Raw genomic sequence first — 19,845 nt, forward strand, 5'->3', positions numbered from 1 at the left:
TTGAAAGAAAAACAATTTTGGAATCGTATCTTAGAATTTGCGCAAGAAAGACTGACTCGATCCATGTATGATTTCTATGCTATTCAAGCTGAACTCATCAAGGTAGAAGAAAATGTTGCTACTATATTTTTACCTCGATCTGAGATGGAAATGGTATGGGAAAAACAACTAAAAGATATTATTGTAGTTGCTGGATTTGAAATTTATGATGCTGAAATAACTCCCCACTATACTTTCACTAAACCTCAAAATACGACTATCTCACAAGTTGAAGAAGCTACAAATTCAACTCTTTATGACTATAGTCCAAAGTTAGCATCTATTCCTTATTCGGATACTGGATTAAAAGAGAAGTATACCTTTGATAATTTTATCCAAGGGGATGGAAATGTTTGGGCTGTATCAGCCGCTTTGGCTGTCTCTGAAGATTTGGCTCTGACCTATAACCCTCTTTTTATCTATGGAGGACCTGGGCTTGGTAAGACTCACTTATTAAACGCTATTGGAAATGAAATTCTAAAAAATATTCCGAATGCGCGTGTTAAATATATCCCTGCTGAAAGTTTTATTAATGACTTTCTTGACCACCTAAGACTTGGAGAAATGGAAAAGTTTAAAAAGACCTACCGCAGTCTTGATCTTTTGTTAATCGATGATATCCAGTCACTCAGCGGAAAAAAAGTCGCAACTCAGGAAGAATTTTTCAATACCTTTAACGCCCTTCATGACAAGCAAAAACAGATTGTCCTAACGAGTGATCGTAGTCCAAAACATCTAGAAGGGCTCGAGGAGAGGCTTGTCACGCGCTTTAGTTGGGGATTGACACAAACTATCACACCCCCTGACTTTGAAACACGTATTGCCATTTTACAAAGTAAAACGGAACATTTAGGCTACAATTTCCAAAGTGATACTCTAGAATACCTAGCTGGGCAATTTGATTCAAATGTTCGAGATCTTGAGGGAGCCATCAACGACATCACTTTAATTGCCCGAGTAAAAAAAATCAAGGATATCACTATTGATATTGCTGCAGAAGCCATTAGAGCTCGCAAACAAGATGTTAGCCAAATGCTCGTCATCCCAATTGATAAAATCCAAAATGAAGTTGGTAACTTTTATGGTGTCAGTGTCAAAGAAATGAAGGGAAGCAGACGCCTTCAAAATATTGTGTTAGCCCGTCAAGTGGCTATGTATTTATCTAGAGAACTAACAGATAATAGTCTTCCAAAAATTGGAAAGGAATTTGGAGGAAAAGATCATACAACAGTCATTCATGCCCATGCAAAAATTAAATCTTTGATTGATGAAGACGATAATTTACGTTTAGAAATTGAATCCATCAAAAAGAAAATTAAATAACTTGTGGAAAACTTTTACTTTATTATCTTTTTTATCCACATTTTTTAAACAAGCCAAAAAACTTGATATTACTTGTTTAAAGTCTGTTTTCCACAGATTTCACAGACTCTATTATTACTATTATCCTTCTAATACTAAAAATAAATAAAGGAGAATCCATGATTCATTTTTCAATTAATAAAAATTTATTTCTACAAGCCTTAAACACTACTAAGAGAGCTATTAGTTCTAAAAATGCTATTCCTATTTTATCAACTGTCAAAATTGACGTAACCAATGAAGGGGTTACTTTAATTGGTTCAAATGGTCAAATTTCAATTGAAAATTTTATTTCTCAAAAAAATGAAGATGCTGGTCTATTAATTACTTCTTTAGGTTCGATCCTTCTTGAAGCTTCTTTCTTTATCAATGTGGTATCTAGCCTACCTGATGTGACTCTTGATTTTAAAGAAATTGAACAAAATCAAATTGTTTTAACCAGCGGCAAATCAGAAATTACATTAAAAGGAAAAGATAGCGAACAGTATCCACGAATCCAAGAAATTTCAACAAGTACTCCTTTAGTTCTTGAAACAAAATTACTCAAGAAAATTATCAATGAAACAGCATTTGCTGCAAGTACACAAGAAAGTCGTCCAATTTTAACAGGTGTTCATTTTGTATTGAGTCAGCATAAGGAGCTAAAAACAGTGGCAACAGACTCTCATCGTCTAAGCCAGAAAAAATTAACGCTTGAGAAAAATAGTGATGATTTTGATGTCGTGATTCCGAGCCGTTCTCTACGCGAATTTTCAGCGGTATTTACAGATGATATCGAAACTGTAGAGATTTTCTTTGCCAATAACCAAATCCTCTTTAGAAGCGAAAATATTAGCTTCTATACTCGTCTCCTAGAAGGAAACTATCCTGATACAGATCGCTTGATTCCAACAGACTTTAACACTACTATTACTTTTGATGTGGTAAACTTACGCCAGTCAATGGAGCGTGCTCGTCTTTTATCAAGTGCGACTCAAAATGGTACTGTAAAACTTGAAATTAAAGATGGGATTGTTAGCGCCCATGTTCATTCTCCAGAAGTTGGTAAAGTAAACGAAGAAATCGATACTGATCAGGTTACTGGTGAAGATTTGACTATTAGTTTCAACCCAACTTACTTGATTGATTCACTCAAGGCTTTAAATAGCGAAAAGGTGACTATTAGCTTTATCTCAGCTGTTCGTCCATTTACTCTTGTGCCAGCAGATACTGACGAGGACTTCATGCAGCTTATTACACCAGTTCGTACAAATTAAGTGAAAGAGGTTGAGCCTAGCTCGCCTCTTTTATGATATAATCGAAAAAGAAAAGGAGAGTAGTATGTATCAAGTTGGAAATTTTGTTGAAATGAAAAAACCACACGCTTGCACCATCAAGTCAACTGGTAAAAAAGCAAATCGTTGGGAAATTACACGTGTAGGAGCAGATATCAAAATAAAATGCAGTAATTGTGACCATGTTGTCATGATGGGACGCTATGATTTTGATCGAAAAATGAATAAAATTCTTGACTAAGAAGCCTTAGTTAGAGGGTTAGCAAGTTTTACCTTTTTGTGTTATAATATTAGGGATTGAAATGAAAATGGAGAATGAGAGAATATGGCTTTAACAGCAGGTATCGTTGGTTTGCCAAACGTTGGTAAATCAACACTATTTAATGCAATTACAAAAGCAGGAGCAGAGGCAGCAAACTACCCATTTGCGACGATTGATCCAAACGTTGGAATGGTAGAAGTTCCAGATGAACGCCTACAAAAACTAACTGAAATGATTACTCCTAAAAAGACAGTTCCAACAACATTTGAATTTACAGATATTGCAGGGATTGTAAAAGGAGCTTCAAAAGGAGAAGGGCTAGGGAATAAATTCTTGGCTAATATCCGTGAAGTAGATGCGATTGTTCATGTAGTTCGTGCTTTTGATGATGAAAATGTGATGCGCGAGCAAGGACGTGAAGATGCCTTTGTGGATCCACTTGCAGATATTGATACAATTAATCTGGAATTGATTCTTGCTGACTTAGAATCAGTCAATAAGCGTTATGCGCGTGTAGAAAAGATGGCACGTACGCAAAAAGATAAAGAATCAGTAGCAGAATTCAATGTTCTTCAAAAGATTAAACCAGTCCTTGAAGATGGAAAATCAGCTCGCACTATCGAATTTACAGATGAAGAACAAAAAGTTGTCAAAGGTCTCTTCCTTTTGACAACTAAACCAGTTCTTTATGTTGCCAATGTAGATGAGGATGTGGTTTCAGAACCTGACTCTATCGACTATGTAAAACAAATTCGTGAATTTGCAGCGACAGAAAATGCTGAAGTAGTCGTTATTTCTGCGCGTGCTGAGGAAGAAATTTCTGAGTTAGACGATGAAGACAAGAAAGAATTTCTTGAAGCACTTGGATTGACAGAATCAGGCGTTGACAAGTTAACTCGTGCAGCTTACCACTTGCTTGGACTGGGAACTTATTTTACAGCTGGTGAAAAAGAAGTTCGCGCTTGGACCTTCAAACGTGGTATGAAGGCTCCTCAAGCAGCTGGTATTATCCACTCAGATTTTGAAAAAGGCTTTATTCGTGCAGTAACCATGTCATATGAGGATCTCGTAAAATACGGATCTGAAAAGGCCGTAAAAGAAGCTGGACGCTTGCGTGAAGAAGGTAAAGAATATATCGTCCAAGACGGCGATATCATGGAATTCCGCTTTAATGTCTAAAAATTTAATAAATAGTGTCAATTAGGTTGGAAAAAAATTCCAACCCTTTTGGCTTTTGAAAGGAAAAATAAATGACTAAATTACTTGTAGGCTTGGGAAATCCAGGAGATAAATATTTTGAGACCAAACACAATGTTGGTTTTATGTTGATTGATCAACTAGCGAAGAAACAGAATGTCACTTTTACACACGATAAGATATTTCAAGCTGATCTAGCATCTTTTTTCTTCAATGGAGAAAAAATTTATCTTGTCAAACCAACGACTTTTATGAATGAAAGTGGAAAAGCAGTTCATGCTTTATTGACTTACTATGGTTTGGACATTGAAGATTTACTCGTCATTTACGATGATCTTGACATGGAAGTTGGAAAGATTCGTTTAAGAGCAAAAGGTTCAGCAGGTGGTCATAATGGTATCAAGTCTATTATTCAACATATAGGGACTCAGACCTTTAATCGTGTTAAGATTGGAATCGGAAGACCTAAAAATGGCATGTCAGTTGTTAACCATGTTTTGAGTACCTTTGATAAGGATGATTATATTGGTATTTTACAGTCTATTGACAAGGTTGACGATTCTGTAAACTACTATTTACAAGAGAAAAATTTTGAGAAAACAATGCAGAGGTATAATGGATAAATGGTGACCTTATTAGATTTATTCTCAGAAAATGATCAGATTAAAAAATGGCATCAAAGTTTAACAGATAAGAAAAGACAACTAATACTTGGTTTATCAACGTCTACTAAGGCTCTTGCAATTGCAAGCAGTTTAGAAAAAGAAGATAAGATTGTGTTATTGACGTCAACTTATGGAGAAGCAGAAGGACTTGTTAGTGATCTTATCTCTATCTTGGGTGAGGAACTGGTCTATCCATTTTTGGTAGATGACTCCCCTATGGTCGAGTTTTTGATGTCTTCACAAGAAAAAATCATTTCACGGGTTGAAGCCTTGCGTTTTTTGACTGATTCATCTAAGAAAGGGATTTTAGTTTGTAATATTGCAGCAAGTCGATTGTTTTTACCTTCTCCGACTGGATTTAAAGAAAGCATTATAAAAATTGCAGTTGGTGAAGAATATGACCAACACGCACTTATCCATCAGTTAAAAGAGATAGGCTATCGAAAAGTTACACAAGTACAAACTCAAGGCGAATTTAGTCTGCGAGGAGATATTTTAGATATTTTTGAAATATCCCAGTTAGAACCTTGCCGAATTGAGTTTTTTGGTGATGAAGTCGATGGTATTAGGTTATTTGAAGTCGAAACACAATTATCGAAAGAAAATCAGACAGAACTCACCATATTTCCAGCTAGCGACATAATTTTGAGAGAAAAGGATTATCAACGAGGTCGGTCAGCTTTAGAAAAACAAATTTCAAAAACGTTATCACCTATTTTAAAATCATATTTAGAAGAAATTCTTTCAAGTTTTCACCAAAAACAAATTCATTCTGATTCCCGGAAATTTTTATCTTTGTGTTATGACAAGATATGGACTGTTTTTGACTATATTGAAAAAGATATCCCAATATTCTTTGATGATTACCAGAAATTGATGAATCAGTATGAAGTCTTTGAAAGGGAGTTAGCACAATACTTTACAGAAGAATTACAGAATAGTAAAGCATTTTCTGATATGCAGTATTTTGCTGATATTGAACAAATCTATAAAAAACAAAGTCCAGTGACCTTTTTCTCTAATCTTCAAAAAGGTTTAGGAAATCTCAAATTTGACAAAATTTATCAATTCAATCAATATCCTATGCAGGAATTTTTCAATCAGTTTTCTTTTCTAAAAGAAGAAATTGAACGATACAAAAAAATGAATTATACTATTATCCTGCAATCTAGCAATTCAATGGGAAGTAAGGCATTGGAGGATATGTTAGAGGAATATCAGATTAAATTGGATTCCAGAGATAAGTCAAGAATCTGTCAACAATCTGTAAACTTAATTGAGAGTAATCTAAGACATGGTTTTCATTTTGTAGATGAAAAGATTTTATTGATAACTGAACATGAGATTTTCCAAAAGAAATTAAAACGTCGTTTTAGAAGACAACATGTTTCAAATGCAGAGAGATTAAAAGATTATAATGAACTTGAGAAAGGGGACTACGTTGTTCACCATATCCATGGAATTGGTCAATACCTAGGAATTGAAACCATTGAAATCAAAGGGATTCACCGCGATTATGTTAGCGTCCAATACCAAAATGGTGATCAAATTTCTATCCCAGTAGAACAGATTCATCTACTGTCTAAATATATTTCAAGTGATGGGAAAGCTCCTAAACTTAATAAATTGAATGATGGTCATTTTAAAAAAGCCAAGCAAAAAGTAAAGAACCAGGTAGAGGATATAGCTGACGATTTAATTAAACTCTACTCTGAGCGTAGTCAGTTGAAGGGCTTTGCTTTCTCAGTTGATGATGAAGAGCAAGTTGCTTTTGATGATGCTTTCCCTTATGTTGAAACCGATGATCAACTTCGTAGTATTGAGGAAATCAAGAGGGATATGCAAGATTCTCAGCCAATGGATAGGCTATTGGTTGGGGATGTTGGTTTTGGAAAGACTGAAGTTGCAATGCGTGCAGCCTTTAAGGCTGTCAATGATCACAAACAGGTTGTCGTTCTAGTTCCGACGACGGTTTTAGCGCAACAGCACTATACAAATTTTAAGGAACGATTCCAAAATTTTGCAGTTAATATTGATGTGTTGAGTCGATTTAGAAGTAAAAAAGAGCAGACTGAAACACTTGAAAAATTGAAAAACGGTCAAGTTGATATTTTAATTGGAACACATCGTGTTTTGTCAAAAGATGTTGTGTTTGCTGATTTAGGCTTGATGATTATTGATGAGGAACAGCGATTTGGTGTCAAGCATAAGGAAACCTTGAAAGAACTGAAGAAACAAGTGGATGTCCTAACTTTGACCGCTACTCCAATCCCTCGTACTCTCCATATGTCTATGCTGGGAATCAGAGATTTGTCTGTTATTGAAACTCCGCCGACTAATCGTTATCCAGTGCAAACCTATGTTTTGGAAAAGAATGATAGTGTCATTCGTGATGCTGTTTTGCGTGAAATGGAGCGTGGAGGTCAAGTTTACTATCTTTACAACAAAGTTGACACGATTGACCAGAAGGTTTCAGAATTACAGGAGTTGATTCCAGAGGCTTCGATTGGTTATGTTCATGGTCGAATGAGTGAAATCCAGTTGGAAAATACTCTACTAGACTTTATTGAGGGACAATACGATATCTTGGTGACGACTACCATTATTGAGACAGGGGTGGACATTCCAAATGCCAATACCTTATTTATTGAAAATGCAGATCATATGGGCTTGTCAACCTTGTATCAGTTAAGAGGAAGAGTCGGTCGTAGTAATCGTATTGCTTATGCCTATCTCATGTATCGTCCAGAAAAATCAATCAGTGAAGTCTCCGAGAAGAGATTAGAAGCGATTAAAGGATTTACAGAATTGGGATCTGGATTTAAGATTGCTATGCGAGATCTTTCGATTCGTGGAGCAGGAAATCTTTTAGGAAAATCCCAGTCTGGTTTCATTGATTCTGTTGGTTTTGAATTATATTCGCAGTTATTAGAGGAAGCTATTGCTAAACGAAATGGTAATGCTAATGCTAACACAAGAACCAAAGGGAATGCTGAGTTGATTTTGCAAATTGATGCCTATCTTCCTGATACTTATATTTCAGACCAACGACATAAGATTGAAATTTATAAAAAAATTCGTCAAATTGACAACCGTGTCAATTATGAAGAGTTACAAGAGGAGTTGATAGACCGTTTTGGAGAATACCCAGATGTAGTAGCCTATCTTTTAGAGATTGGTTTAGTCAAGTCATATTTGGACAAGGTCTTTGTTCAACGTGTGGAAAGAAAAGATAATAAAATTACAGTTCAATTTGAAAAAGTCACTCAACGACTGTTTTTAGCTCAAGATTATTTTAAAGCTTTATCCGCAACGAACTTAAAAGCAGGCATCGCTGAGAATAAGGGATTAATGGAGCTTGTATTTGATGTCCAAAATAAGAAAGATTATGAAATTTTAGAAGGTCTGCTGATTTTTGGAGAAAATTTATTAGAGATAAAAGAGTCTAAGAAAGAAAATTCCATTTGATATTTTTCTTCTATAAAATAGATAAAAATGGTACAATAATAAGTTGAGGTAATAAGGATGAGATTAGACAAATATTTAAAAGTATCGCGAATTATCAAGCGTCGTACAGTCGCAAAAGAAGTAGCAGATAAAGGCAGAATCAAGGTGAATGGAATCTTGGCCAAAAGTTCAACGGATTTGAAAGTTAATGACCAAGTTGAAATTCGTTTTGGAAATAAGTTGCTACTTGTCAAAGTACTAGAGATGAAAGATAGCACAAAAAAAGAAGATGCAGCAGGCATGTATGAAATTATCAGTGAAACACGGGTAGAAGAAAATGTCTAAAAATATTGTACAATTGAATAATTCTTTTATTCCAAATGAATATCAACGTCGTCGCTACCTGATGAAAGAACGACAAAAACGGAATCGTTTTATGGGGTGGGTATTGATTTTGATTATGCTATTATTTATCTTGCCAACTTTTAATTTAGCGCAGAGTTATCAGCAATTACTCCAAAGACGTCAGCAATTATCAGACTTGCAAACTCAGTATCAAACTTTGAGTGATGAAAAGGATAAGGAGACAGCATTTGCTACCAAGTTGAAAGATGAGGATTATGCTGCCAAATATACACGAGCGAAGTACTATTATTCTAAGTCGAGGGAAATAGTTTATACGATTCCTGACTTGCTTCAAAGGTGATAAAATGGAAAATTTACTAGACGTAATTGAGAAATTTTTGAGTTTATCAGATGAAAAGCTGGAAGAGTTGGCTGATAAAAATCAATTATTGCGTTTACAAGAAGAAAAGGAAAGGAAGAATGCGTAAATTCTTAATTATTTTGTTGCTACCAAGTTTTTTGACCATTTCAAAAGTCGTTAGCACAGAAAAAGAAGTCGTCTATACTTCGAAAGAAATTTATTACCTTTCACAATCTGACTTTGGTATTTATTTTAGAGAAAAATTAAGTTCTCCCATGGTTTATGGAGAGGTTCCAGTTTATGCGAATGAAGATTTAGTAGTGGAATCTGGAAAATTGACTCCCAAAACAAGTTTTCAAATAACCGAGTGGCGCTTAAATAAACAAGGGATTCCGGTATTTAAGCTATCAAATCATCAATTTATAGCTGCGGACAAACGATCTTTATATGATCAATCAGAGGTAACTCCAACAATAAAAAAAGTATGGTTAGAATCTGATTTTAAACTGTACAATAGTCCTTATGACTTAAAAGAAGTGAAATCATCCTTATCAGCTTATTCGCAAGTATCAATCGACAAGACCATGTTTGTAGAAGGAAGGGAATTTTTACATATTGATCAGGCTGGATGGGTAGCTAAAGAATCAACTTCTGAAGAAGATAATCGGATGAGTAAAGTTCAAGAAATGTTATCTGAAAAATATCAGAAAGATTCTTTCTCTATTTATGTTAAGCAACTAACTACTGGAAAAGAAGCTGGTATCAATCAATATGAAAAGATGTATTCAGCTAGTGTTTTGAAACTCCCTTATCTCTATTATGCGCAAGAAAAAATAAATGAGGGTCTTTATCAGTTAGATACGACTGTAAAATACGTATCTGCAGTCAATGATTTTCCAGGTTCTTATAAACCAGAGGGAAGTGGTAGCCTCCCTAAAAAAGAGGATAATAAAGAGTATTCTCTCAAGGACTTAATCACAAAAGTATCTAAAGAATCTGATAATGTAGCTCATAATATATTAGGTTATTACATTTCAAACCAATCTGATGCCACATTTAAGTCTAAGATGTCTGCTATTATGGGAGATGATTGGGATCCAAAAGAAAAATTGATTTCTTCCAAGATGGCCGGGAAGGTCATGGAAGCTATTTATAATCAAAATGGATTTGTGCTAGAGTCTTTGACTAAAACAGATTTTGATAATCAGCGAATTGCCAAAGGTGTTTCTGTGAAGGTAGCTCATAAAATTGGGGATGCGGACGAATTTAAGCATGATACGGGTGTTGTCTACGCAGATTCTCCATTTATTCTTTCTATTTTCACTAAGAATTCTGATTATGATACAATTTCTCAGATAGCCAAGGATGTTTATGAGGTTCTAAAATGAGGGAACAAGATTTTTTAAATCATTTTCTCAAGAAGGGATATTTCAAAAAGCATACTAAGGTGGTGCTAGCTCTTTCTGGAGGGTTAGATTCTATGTTTCTATTTAAGGTATTATCTACTTATCAAAAAGAGTTAGAAATTGAATTGATTCTAGCCCATGTGAATCATAAGCAGAGAGTAGAATCAGATTGGGAAGAAAAGGAATTAAGGAAGTTGGTTGCTGAAGCAGAGCTTCCTATTTATATCAGCAATTTTTTAGGTGAATTTTCAGAAGCTCGTGCTCGACATTTTCGTTATGATTTTTTTCAAGAGGTCATGAAAAAGACAGGTGCGACAGCTTTAGTTACTGCCCACCATGCTGATGATCAGGTGGAAACGATTTTGATGCGTTTGATTCGAGGCACTCGTTTGCGCTATCTATCAGGAATTAAGGAGAAGCAAGTAGTCGGAGAGATAGAAATTATTCGTCCCTTCTTGCATTTTCAGAAAAAAGACTTTCCATCAATTTTTCACTTTGAAGATACATCAAATCAGGAAAATCATTATTTTCGCAATCGTATTCGAAACTCATACTTACCAGAATTAGAAAAAGAAAATCCTCGATTTAGAGATGCAATCTTAAGTATCGGCAATGAAATTTTAGATTATGACTTAGCTATAACTGAATTATCTAACAATATTGATGTGGAAAATTTACAGCAGTTATTTTCTTATTCTGAGTCAACACAAAGAGTTTTACTTCAAACTTATCTGAATCGTTTTCCAGATTTGAATCTTACAAAAGCGCAGTTTGCTGAAGTTCGGCAAATTTTAAAAATTAAAAGCCAGTATCGTCATCTGCTTAAAAATGGCTATGAATTGATAAAAGAGTACCAATGGTTTAAGATTTGTAAAATCAGTCCTCAGTCTGATGAAAAGGAAGATGAACTTGTGTTACACTATCAAAATCAGGTATCTTACCAAGGTTATTTATTTTCCTTTGGACTTCCTTTAGAAGGTGAATCAATTCAACAAATACCTGTTTCACGCGAAACATCCATACACATTCGTCATCGAAAAACAGGAGATGTTTTGATTCAAAATGGGCATAGAAAAAAACTTAGACGTCTATTTATTGATTTGAAAATCCCTATGGAAAAGCGAAAATCTGCACTGATTATTGAGCAATTTGGTGAAATTATTTCAATTTTGGGAATTGCGACCAGTAATTTGAGTAAAAACACGAAAAATGATATAATGAACACTGTACTTTATATAGAAAAAATAGATAGGTAAAAAAATGTTAGAAAACGATATTAAAAAAATCCTCGTTTCACACGATGAAATTACAGAAGCTGCTAAAAAATTAGGTGCTCAATTAACCAAAGACTATGCAGGAAAAAATCCAATTTTAGTTGGGATTTTAAAAGGATCTATTCCTTTTATGGCTTAATTGGTCAAACATATAGACACACATATTGAAATGGACTTCATGATGGTTTCTAGCTACCATGGTGGAACAGCAAGTAGTGGTGTTATCAATATTAAACAAGATGTGACTCAAGATATCAAAGGAAGACATGTTCTATTTGTAGAAGATATCATCGATACAGGTCAAACTTTGAAGAATTTGCGAGATATGTTTATTGCAAGAGAAGCAGCTTCTGTTAACATTGCAACCTTGTTGGACAAACCAGAAGGACGTGTTGTAGAAATTGAGGCAGACTATACCTGCTTTACTATCCCAAATGAGTTTGTAGTAGGTTATGGTTTAGACTACAAAGAAAATTATCGTAACCTTCCTTATGTTGGAGTATTGAAAGAAGAAGTGTATTCAAATTAGAAAGAACAATTTTTAATGAAAAAACAAAATAATGGTTTAATTAAAAATCCTTTTCTATGGTTATTACTTATTTTTCTCCTAGTTACAGGTTATCAGTATTTTAGTACAGGTAGTGTTGCAGGGAAAAGTGAGCAAATTAATTATACAGAATTGGTAAAAGAAATTACCGATGACAATGTAAAAGAATTGACTTACCAACCAAATGGCAGTGTTATCGAAGTTTCAGGTGTTTATAAAAATCCTAAAACAAGTAAAGAAGAAACAGGCATTCAGTTCTTTTCTCCTTCTGCTACAACAGTAGAGAAATTTTCAAGTATTATTCTTCCTTCAGATACTACAGTATCAGAATTGCAAAAGCTTGCTTCTGACCATAAGGCAGAAGTAACTGTTAAGCATGAAAGTTCAAGTGGTATGTGGATTAATATTCTTGTATCCATTGTGCCATTCGGTATTCTATTCTTCTTCCTATTCTCTATGATGGGAAATATGGGAGGAAATAATAGTCGTAACCCGATGAGTTTTGGACGTAGTAAGGCTAAAGCTGCAAATAAAGAAGATATTAAAGTAAGATTTTCAGATGTTGCTGGAGCTGAGGAAGAAAAACAAGAACTGGTTGAAGTTGTTGAATTCTTAAAAGATCCAAAACGATTTACAAAACTTGGGGCTCGTATTCCAGCAGGTGTCCTTCTGGAGGGACCTCCGGGAACAGGTAAAACTTTGCTTGCTAAAGCAGTCGCCGGAGAAGCAGGTGTTCCATTCTTTAGTATCTCAGGTTCTGACTTTGTAGAAATGTTTGTCGGAGTTGGAGCTAGTCGTGTTCGTTCTCTTTTTGAAGATGCCAAAAAAGCAGCACCAGCTATTATCTTTATCGATGAAATTGATGCTGTTGGACGTCAACGTGGAGTCGGTCTCGGCGGAGGAAATGACGAACGTGAACAAACCTTGAACCAACTTTTGATTGAGATGGATGGTTTTGAGGGAAATGAAGGGATTATTGTCATCGCTGCGACAAACCGTTCAGATGTACTTGACCCTGCCCTCTTGCGTCCAGGACGTTTTGATAGAAAAGTCTTGGTTGGCCGCCCTGATGTTAAAGGTCGTGAAGCAATCTTGAAAGTTCATGCTAAGAACAAGCCTTTAGCAGAAGATGTTGATTTGAAATTAGTTGCCCAACAAACCCCAGGTTTTGTTGGAGCAGATTTAGAGAATGTCTTGAATGAAGCGGCTCTAGTTGCTGCTCGTCGCAATAAATCGATAATTGATGCCTCAGATATTGATGAAGCAGAAGATAGAGTTATTGCTGGACCTTCTAAGAAAGATAAGACTGTTTCACAAAAAGAACGTGAATTAGTTGCTTACCATGAGGCAGGACATACCATTGTTGGTTTAGTTTTGTCAAATGCTCGCGTTGTCCATAAGGTTACCATCGTACCACGCGGACGTGCCGGCGGATATATGATTGCACTTCCTAAGGAAGACCAAATGCTTCTTTCTAAAGAAGATATGAAAGAGCAATTGGCTGGCTTAATGGGGGGACGTGTAGCTGAAGAAATCATCTTTAATGTCCAAACTACAGGAGCTTCAAACGACTTTGAACAAGCTACACAGATGGCGCGTGCAATGGTCACTGAATATGGTATGAGTGAAAAACTAGGTCCAGTTCAATATGAGGGCAATCATGCTATGTTTGGCGCACAAAGCCCTCAAAAATCAATTTCAGAACAAACAGCTTATGAAATTGACGAAGAGGTTCGTTCATTATTGAATGAAGCACGAAATAAAGCTGCTGAAATCATCCAATCAAATCGTGAAACTCACAAGTTGATTGCAGAAGCATTATTGAAATACGAAACATTGGATAGTACACAAATTAAATCTCTTTATGAAACCGGAAAGATGCCTGAAACAGTAGAAGAGGAATCACATGCACTATCCTATGATGAAATAAAGTCAAAAATGAATGACGAGAAATAACCCTGAGAGAGGCTTGTCCTCTCTTTTTTGTGCAGTTGAGGAGCTAAAGGGAACAGAATGGATGAAATGTGCCAAAAGTGTATCTGAATCTGTTAGACTGTATCTAGAAAGGGGAAAAGAATGATTAAAGAATTGTATAAAGAAGTCCAGGGAATTGTATATAAGAGTAGAAATGAATATTACCTTCATTTGTGGGAGTTATCGGACTGGGACCAAGAGGGAATGATTTGCCTACATGAATTGATTAGTAGCGAAGAAGGGCTAGTAGAAGATATTCCTCGCTTACGTAAATACTTCAAAACAAAATTCCGGAATCGAATTCTAGATTATCTCCGTAAACAAGAAAGTCAAAAACGGAGATATAATAAAGAGCTTTATGAAGAAGTGGGTGAGATAAGTCATCGTATAAGTGAGGGAGGTCTGTGGCTAGATGACTATTATCTCTTTCATGAAACACTAAGAGATTATAGAAACAAACAAACTAAAGAGCAACAAGAAGAGTTAGAATGCGTCTTAAGAAATGAACGTTTCCGAGGGCGTCAAAGAGTGTTAAGAGACTTACGTATTGTGTTTAAAGAGTTTGATATCCGTACTCATTAGGAATTCATGCAAAAAAGTAAAAAAAGTTAAAAAAAGTGTTGACAAAAAATAAAAAGCCGGTATAATAGTAAGAGTTGAAAATAACAACTCTGGTCCGTTGGTCAAGGGGTTAAGACACCGCCTTTTCACGGCGGTAACACGGGTTCGAATCCCGTACGGACTATGGTATGTTGCGGTTGAAACACTTGATGAAAAAAGTTTTAAAAAAGTTTCAAAAAAGTGTTGACAAGCGAAAGCGACTGTGATATACTAATATAGTTGTCACTTGAGAGAAGCGAGTGACAAAGACCTTTGAAAACTGAACAAGACGAACCAATGTGCAGGGCACTACAACTAAGGTTGTAGTACTGAACAATGAAAAAACAATAAATCTGTCAGTGACAGAAATGAGTGAGAACTCAAACTTTTAATGAGAGTTTGATCCTGGCTCAGGACGAACGCTGGCGGCGTGCCTAATACATGCAAGTAGAACGCTGAAGGAGGAGCTTGCTTCTCTGGATGAGTTGCGAACGGGTGAGTAACGCGTAGGTAACCTGCCTGGTAGCGGGGGATAACTATTGGAAACGATAGCTAATACCGCATAACAGTAGATGTTGCATGACATTTGCTTAAAAGGTGCAATTGCATCACTACCAGATGGACCTGCGTTGTATTAGCTAGTTGGTGGGGTAACGGCTCACCAAGGCGACGATACATAGCCGACCTGAGAGGGTGATCGGCCACACTGGGACTGAGACACGGCCCAGACTCCTACGGGAGGCAGCAGTAGGGAATCTTCGGCAATGGACGGAAGTCTGACCGAGCAACGCCGCGTGAGTGAAGAAGGTTTTCGGATCGTAAAGCTCTGTTGTAAGAGAAGAACGAGTGTGAGAGTGGAAAGTTCACACTGTGACGGTATCTTACCAGAAAGGGACGGCTAACTACGTGCCAGCAGCCGCGGTAATACGTAGGTCCCGAGCGTTGTCCGGATTTATTGGGCGTAAAGCGAGCGCAGGCGGTTAGATAAGTCTGAAGTTAAAGGCTGTGGCTTAACCATAGTACGCTTTGGAAACTGTTTAACTTGAGTGCAAGAGGGGAGAGTGGAATTCCATGTGTAGCGGTGAAATGCGTAGATATATGGAGGAACACCGGTGGCGAAAGCGGCTCTCTGGCTTGTAACTGACGCTGAGGCTCGAAAGCGTGGGGAGCAAACAGGATTAGATACCCTGGTAGTCCACGCCGTAAACGATGAGTGCTAGGTGTTAGACCCTTTCCGGGGTTTAGTGCCGCAGCTAACGCATTAAGCACTCCGCCTGGGGAGTACGACCGCAAGGTTGAAACTCAAAGGAATTGACGGGGGCCCGCACAAGCGGTGGAGCATGTGGTTTAATTCGAAGCAACGCGAAGAACCTTACCAGGTCTTGACATCCCTCTGACCGCTCTAGAGATAGAGTTTTCCTTCGGGACAGAGGTGACAGGTGGTGCATGGTTGTCGTCAGCTCGTGTCGTGAGATGTTGGGTTAAGTCCCGCAACGAGCGCAACCCCTATTGTTAGTTGCCATCATTCAGTTGGGCACTCTAGCGAGACTGCCGGTAATAAACCGGAGGAAGGTGGGGATGACGTCAAATCATCATGCCCCTTATGACCTGGGCTACACACGTGCTACAATGGCTGGTACAACGAGTCGCAAGCCGGTGACGGCAAGCTAATCTCTTAAAGCCAGTCTCAGTTCGGATTGTAGGCTGCAACTCGCCTACATGAAGTCGGAATCGCTAGTAATCGCGGATCAGCACGCCGCGGTGAATACGTTCCCGGGCCTTGTACACACCGCCCGTCACACCACGAGAGTTTGTAACACCCGAAGTCGGTGAGGTAACCGTAAGGAGCCAGCCGCCTAAGGTGGGATAGATGATTGGGGTGAAGTCGTAACAAGGTAGCCGTATCGGAAGGTGCGGCTGGATCACCTCCTTTCTAAGGATAAGGAACTGCGCATTGGTCTTGTTTAGTCTTGAGAGGTCTTGTGGGGCCTTAGCTCAGCTGGGAGAGCGCCTGCTTTGCACGCAGGAGGTCAGCGGTTCGATCCCGCTAGGCTCCATTGGTGAGAGATCACCAAGTAATGCACATTGAAAATTGAATATCTATATCAAATAGTAACAAGAAAATAAACCGAAAACGCTGTAGTATTAATAAGAGTTTATGACTGAAAGGTCAAAAATAAGGTTAAGTTAATAAGGGCGCACGGTGGATGCCTTGGCACTAGGAGCCGAAGAAGGACGTGACAAACGACGACATGCCTTGGGTAGCTGTAAGTAAGCGATGATCCAGGGATTTCCGAATGGGGGAACCCAACAGGTACTACCTGTTACCCGCATCTGTTAAGGATGTGAGGAGGAAGACGCAGTGAACTGAAACATCTAAGTAGCTGCAGGAAGAGAAAGCAAAAGCGATTGCCTTAGTAGCGGCGAGCGAAACGGCAGGAGGGCAAACCGAAGAGTTTACTCTTCGGGGTTGTAGGACTGCAATGTGGACTCAAAGATTATAGAAGAATGATTTGGGAAGATCAGCCAAAGAGAGTAATAGCCTCGTATTTAAAATAGTCTTTGTACCTAGCAGTATCCTGAGTACGGCGGGACACGAGAAATCCCGTCGGAATCTGGGAGGACCATCTCCCAACCCTAAATACTCCCTAGTGACCGATAGTGAACCAGTACCGTGAGGGAAAGGTGAAAAGCACCCCGGGAGGGGAGTGAAATAGAACCTGAAACCGTGTGCCTACAACAAGTTCGAGCCCGTTAATGGGTGAGAGCGTGCCTTTTGTAGAATGAACCGGCGAGTTACGTTATGATGCGAGGTTAAGTTGAAGAGACGGAGCCGTAGGGAAACCGAGTCTGAATAGGGCGGATTAGTATCATGACGTAGACCCGAAACCATGTGACCTACCCATGAGCAGGTTGAAGGTGCGGTAAGACGCACTGGAGGACCGAACCAGGGCACGTTGAAAAGTGCTTGGATGACTTGTGGGTAGCGGAGAAATTCCAAACGAACTTGGAGATAGCTGGTTCTCTCCGAAATAGCTTTAGGGCTAGCGTCGACATTAAGATTCTTGGAGGTAGAGCACTGTTTGGGTGAGGGGTCCATCCCGGATTACCAATCTCAGATAAACTCCGAATGCCAATGAATTATGGTCGGCAGTCAGACTGCGAGTGCTAAGATCCGTAGTCGAAAGGGAAACAGCCCAGACCACCAGCTAAGGTCCCAAAATAATTGTTAAGTGGAAAAGGATGTGGGGTTGCACAGACAACTAGGATGTTAGCTTAGAAGCAGCTATTCATTCAAAGAGTGCGTAATAGCTCACTAGTCGAGTGACCCTGCGCCGAAAATGTACCGGGGCTAAAACAATTTACCGAAGCTGTGGATACCTTTATAGGTATGGTAGGAGAGCGTTCTATGTGTGAAGAAGGTGTACCGTGAGGAGTGCTGGAACGCATAGAAGTGAGAATGCCGGTATGAGTAGCGAAAGACAGGTGAGAATCCTGTCCACCGTAAGACTAAGGTTTCCAGGGGAAGGCTCGTCCGCCCTGGGTTAGTCGGGACCTAAGGAGAGACCGAAAGGTGTATCCGATGGACAACAGGTTGATATTCCTGTACTAGAGTATGTAGTGATGGAGGGACGCAGTAGGCTAACTAAAGCAGACGATTGGAAGAGTCTGTCTAAGCAGTGAGGTGTGATATGAGTTAAATGCTTATATCTATAACATTGAGCTGTGATGGGGAGCGAAGTTTAGTAGCGAAGTTAGTGACGTCACACTGCCAAGAAAAGCTTCTAGCGTTTAAACATACTCTACCCGTACCGCAAACCGACACAGGTAGTCGAGGCGAGTAGCCTCAGGTGAGCGAGAGAACTCTCGTTAAGGAACTCGGCAAAATGACCCCGTAACTTCGGGAGAAGGGGTGCTGACTTTAAGTCAGCCGCAGTGAATAGGCCCAAGCAACTGTTTATCAAAAACACAGCTCTCTGCTAAATCGTAAGATGATGTATAGGGGGTGACGCCTGCCCGGTGCTGGAAGGTTAAGAGGAGTGCTTAGCGCAAGCGAAGGTATGAATTGAAGCCCCAGTAAACGGCGGCCGTAACTATAACGGTCCTAAGGTAGCGAAATTCCTTGTCGGGTAAGTTCCGACCCGCACGAAAGGCGTAATGATTTGGGCACTGTCTCAACGAGAGACTCGGTGAAATTTTAGTACCTGTGAAGATGCAGGTTACCCGCGACAGGACGGAAAGACCCCATGGAGCTTTACTGCAGTTTGATATTGAGTGTCTGTACCACATGTACAGGATAGGTAGGAGTCTATGAGATCGGGACGCCAGTTTCGAAGGAGACGTTGTTGGGATACTACCCTTGTGTTATGGCCACTCTAACCCGGATAGGTGATCCCTATCGGAGACAGTGTCTGACGGGCAGTTTGACTGGGGCGGTCGCCTCCTAAAAGGTAACGGAGGCGCCCAAAGGTTCCCTCAGAATGGTTGGAAATCATTCGCAGAGTGTAAAGGTATAAGGGAGCTTGACTGCGAGAGCTACAACTCGAGCAGGGACGAAAGTCGGGCTTAGTGATCCGGTGGTTCCGTATGGAAGGGCCATCGCTCAACGGATAAAAGCTACCCTGGGGATAACAGGCTTATCTCCCCCAAGAGTTCACATCGACGGGGAGGTTTGGCACCTCGATGTCGGCTCGTCGCATCCTGGGGCTGTAGTCGGTCCCAAGGGTTGGGCTGTTCGCCCATTAAAGCGGCACGCGAGCTGGGTTCAGAACGTCGTGAGACAGTTCGGTCCCTATCCGTCGCGGGCGTAGGAAATTTGAGAGGATCTGCTCCTAGTACGAGAGGACCAGAGTGGACTTACCGCTGGTGTACCAGTTGTCTTGCCAAAGGCATCGCTGGGTAGCTATGTAGGGAAGGGATAAACGCTGAAAGCATCTAAGTGTGAAACCCACCTCAAGATGAGATTTCCCATGATTTTATATCAGTAAGAGCCCTGAGAGATGATCAGGTAGATAGGTTAGAAGTGGAAGTGTGGCGACACATGTAGCGGACTAATACTAATAGCTCGAGGACTTATCCAAAGTAACTGAGA

General features: G+C 38.9%; 13 protein-coding genes, 2 tRNA genes, 2 rRNA genes and 1 pseudogene. All 18 read left to right on the forward strand.

Features of this window, described 5'->3' with window-relative positions; translation table 11 throughout:
• The coding region (gene dnaA, locus ACWPV5_RS00005) for a chromosomal replication initiator protein DnaA (RefSeq protein ID WP_454381929.1) at positions 1–1,362 on the forward strand (1,362 nt) is incomplete at its 5' end.
• A 158-nt stretch (positions 1,363–1,520) separates the two neighbouring features.
• Complete coding sequence (dnaN, locus tag ACWPV5_RS00010; RefSeq protein ID WP_454381930.1) at positions 1,521–2,657, forward strand: DNA polymerase III subunit beta; 1,137 nt, start codon at positions 1,521–1,523, stop codon at positions 2,655–2,657.
• Positions 2,658–2,721: 64 nt separating this feature from the next.
• Positions 2,722–2,916, forward strand: a complete 195-nt coding sequence (locus ACWPV5_RS00015; RefSeq protein WP_125452622.1) for a DUF951 domain-containing protein — start codon at positions 2,722–2,724, stop codon at positions 2,914–2,916.
• 84 nt (positions 2,917–3,000) lie between these two features.
• Positions 3,001–4,116 (forward strand): redox-regulated ATPase YchF, encoded by a 1,116-nt coding sequence (gene ychF / locus ACWPV5_RS00020; protein ID WP_261194007.1) that lies wholly within the window; start codon positions 3,001–3,003, stop codon positions 4,114–4,116.
• 71 nt (positions 4,117–4,187) lie between these two features.
• Positions 4,188–4,757, forward strand: a complete 570-nt coding sequence (pth, locus tag ACWPV5_RS00025) for an aminoacyl-tRNA hydrolase (protein WP_454381931.1) — start codon at positions 4,188–4,190, stop codon at positions 4,755–4,757.
• Positions 4,758–8,267, forward strand: coding sequence for a transcription-repair coupling factor (gene mfd / locus ACWPV5_RS00030; protein WP_454381932.1), 3,510 nt, complete (start codon positions 4,758–4,760; stop codon positions 8,265–8,267). It abuts the gene before it with no gap.
• Between the two features lie 57 nt (positions 8,268–8,324).
• A complete protein-coding gene (locus ACWPV5_RS00035) occupies positions 8,325–8,591 on the forward strand; it encodes an RNA-binding S4 domain-containing protein (RefSeq protein ID WP_001234978.1) in 267 nt (88 codons plus the stop codon).
• Positions 8,584–8,952, forward strand: a complete 369-nt coding sequence (locus ACWPV5_RS00040; protein ID WP_454381933.1) for a septum formation initiator family protein — start codon at positions 8,584–8,586, stop codon at positions 8,950–8,952. The genes ACWPV5_RS00035 and ACWPV5_RS00040 overlap by 8 nt, the downstream gene beginning before the upstream one ends.
• A gap of 4 nt (positions 8,953–8,956) precedes the next feature.
• Entirely contained in the window at positions 8,957–9,079 is a 123-nt protein-coding gene (locus ACWPV5_RS00045) for an SP_0009 family protein (RefSeq protein ID WP_049524858.1), read from the forward strand.
• On the forward strand, positions 9,072–10,340 hold the full coding sequence (locus tag ACWPV5_RS00050) for a serine hydrolase (protein ID WP_454381934.1): 1,269 nt from the start codon (positions 9,072–9,074) through the stop codon (positions 10,338–10,340). Before ACWPV5_RS00045 ends, ACWPV5_RS00050 begins: the two co-directional genes overlap by 8 nt.
• Complete coding sequence (gene tilS, locus ACWPV5_RS00055) at positions 10,337–11,614, forward strand: tRNA lysidine(34) synthetase TilS (protein WP_454381935.1); 1,278 nt, start codon at positions 10,337–10,339, stop codon at positions 11,612–11,614. The genes ACWPV5_RS00050 and tilS overlap by 4 nt, the downstream gene beginning before the upstream one ends.
• 4 nt (positions 11,615–11,618) lie before the next feature.
• Positions 11,619–12,161: pseudogene (hpt, locus tag ACWPV5_RS00060) on the forward strand (hypoxanthine phosphoribosyltransferase).
• A 15-nt stretch (positions 12,162–12,176) separates the two neighbouring features.
• Positions 12,177–14,135 carry an ATP-dependent zinc metalloprotease FtsH gene (gene ftsH / locus ACWPV5_RS00065; RefSeq protein ID WP_261054719.1) on the forward strand — a complete coding sequence of 653 codons (1,959 nt, stop codon included), beginning with the start codon at positions 12,177–12,179 and terminating at the stop codon, positions 14,133–14,135.
• Between the two features lie 120 nt (positions 14,136–14,255).
• Entirely contained in the window at positions 14,256–14,735 is a 480-nt protein-coding gene (locus ACWPV5_RS00070) for a sigma-70 family RNA polymerase sigma factor (RefSeq protein ID WP_219967482.1), read from the forward strand.
• A 91-nt stretch (positions 14,736–14,826) separates the two neighbouring features.
• Positions 14,827–14,898: transfer RNA gene (locus ACWPV5_RS00075), tRNA-Glu, on the forward strand.
• A 242-nt stretch (positions 14,899–15,140) separates the two neighbouring features.
• A 16S ribosomal RNA gene (locus tag ACWPV5_RS00080) occupies positions 15,141–16,686 on the forward strand.
• A gap of 51 nt (positions 16,687–16,737) precedes the next feature.
• Positions 16,738–16,810: transfer RNA gene (locus ACWPV5_RS00085), tRNA-Ala, on the forward strand.
• A gap of 123 nt (positions 16,811–16,933) precedes the next feature.
• Positions 16,934–19,834 (forward strand): 23S ribosomal RNA (locus ACWPV5_RS00090).
• The 16S and 23S rRNA genes sit together here with 2 tRNA genes alongside, the layout of an rRNA operon.
• The last annotated feature ends 11 nt before the right edge of the window (positions 19,835–19,845 follow it).

The sequence above is a fragment of the Streptococcus sp. Marseille-Q7156 genome (assembly GCF_965119495.1).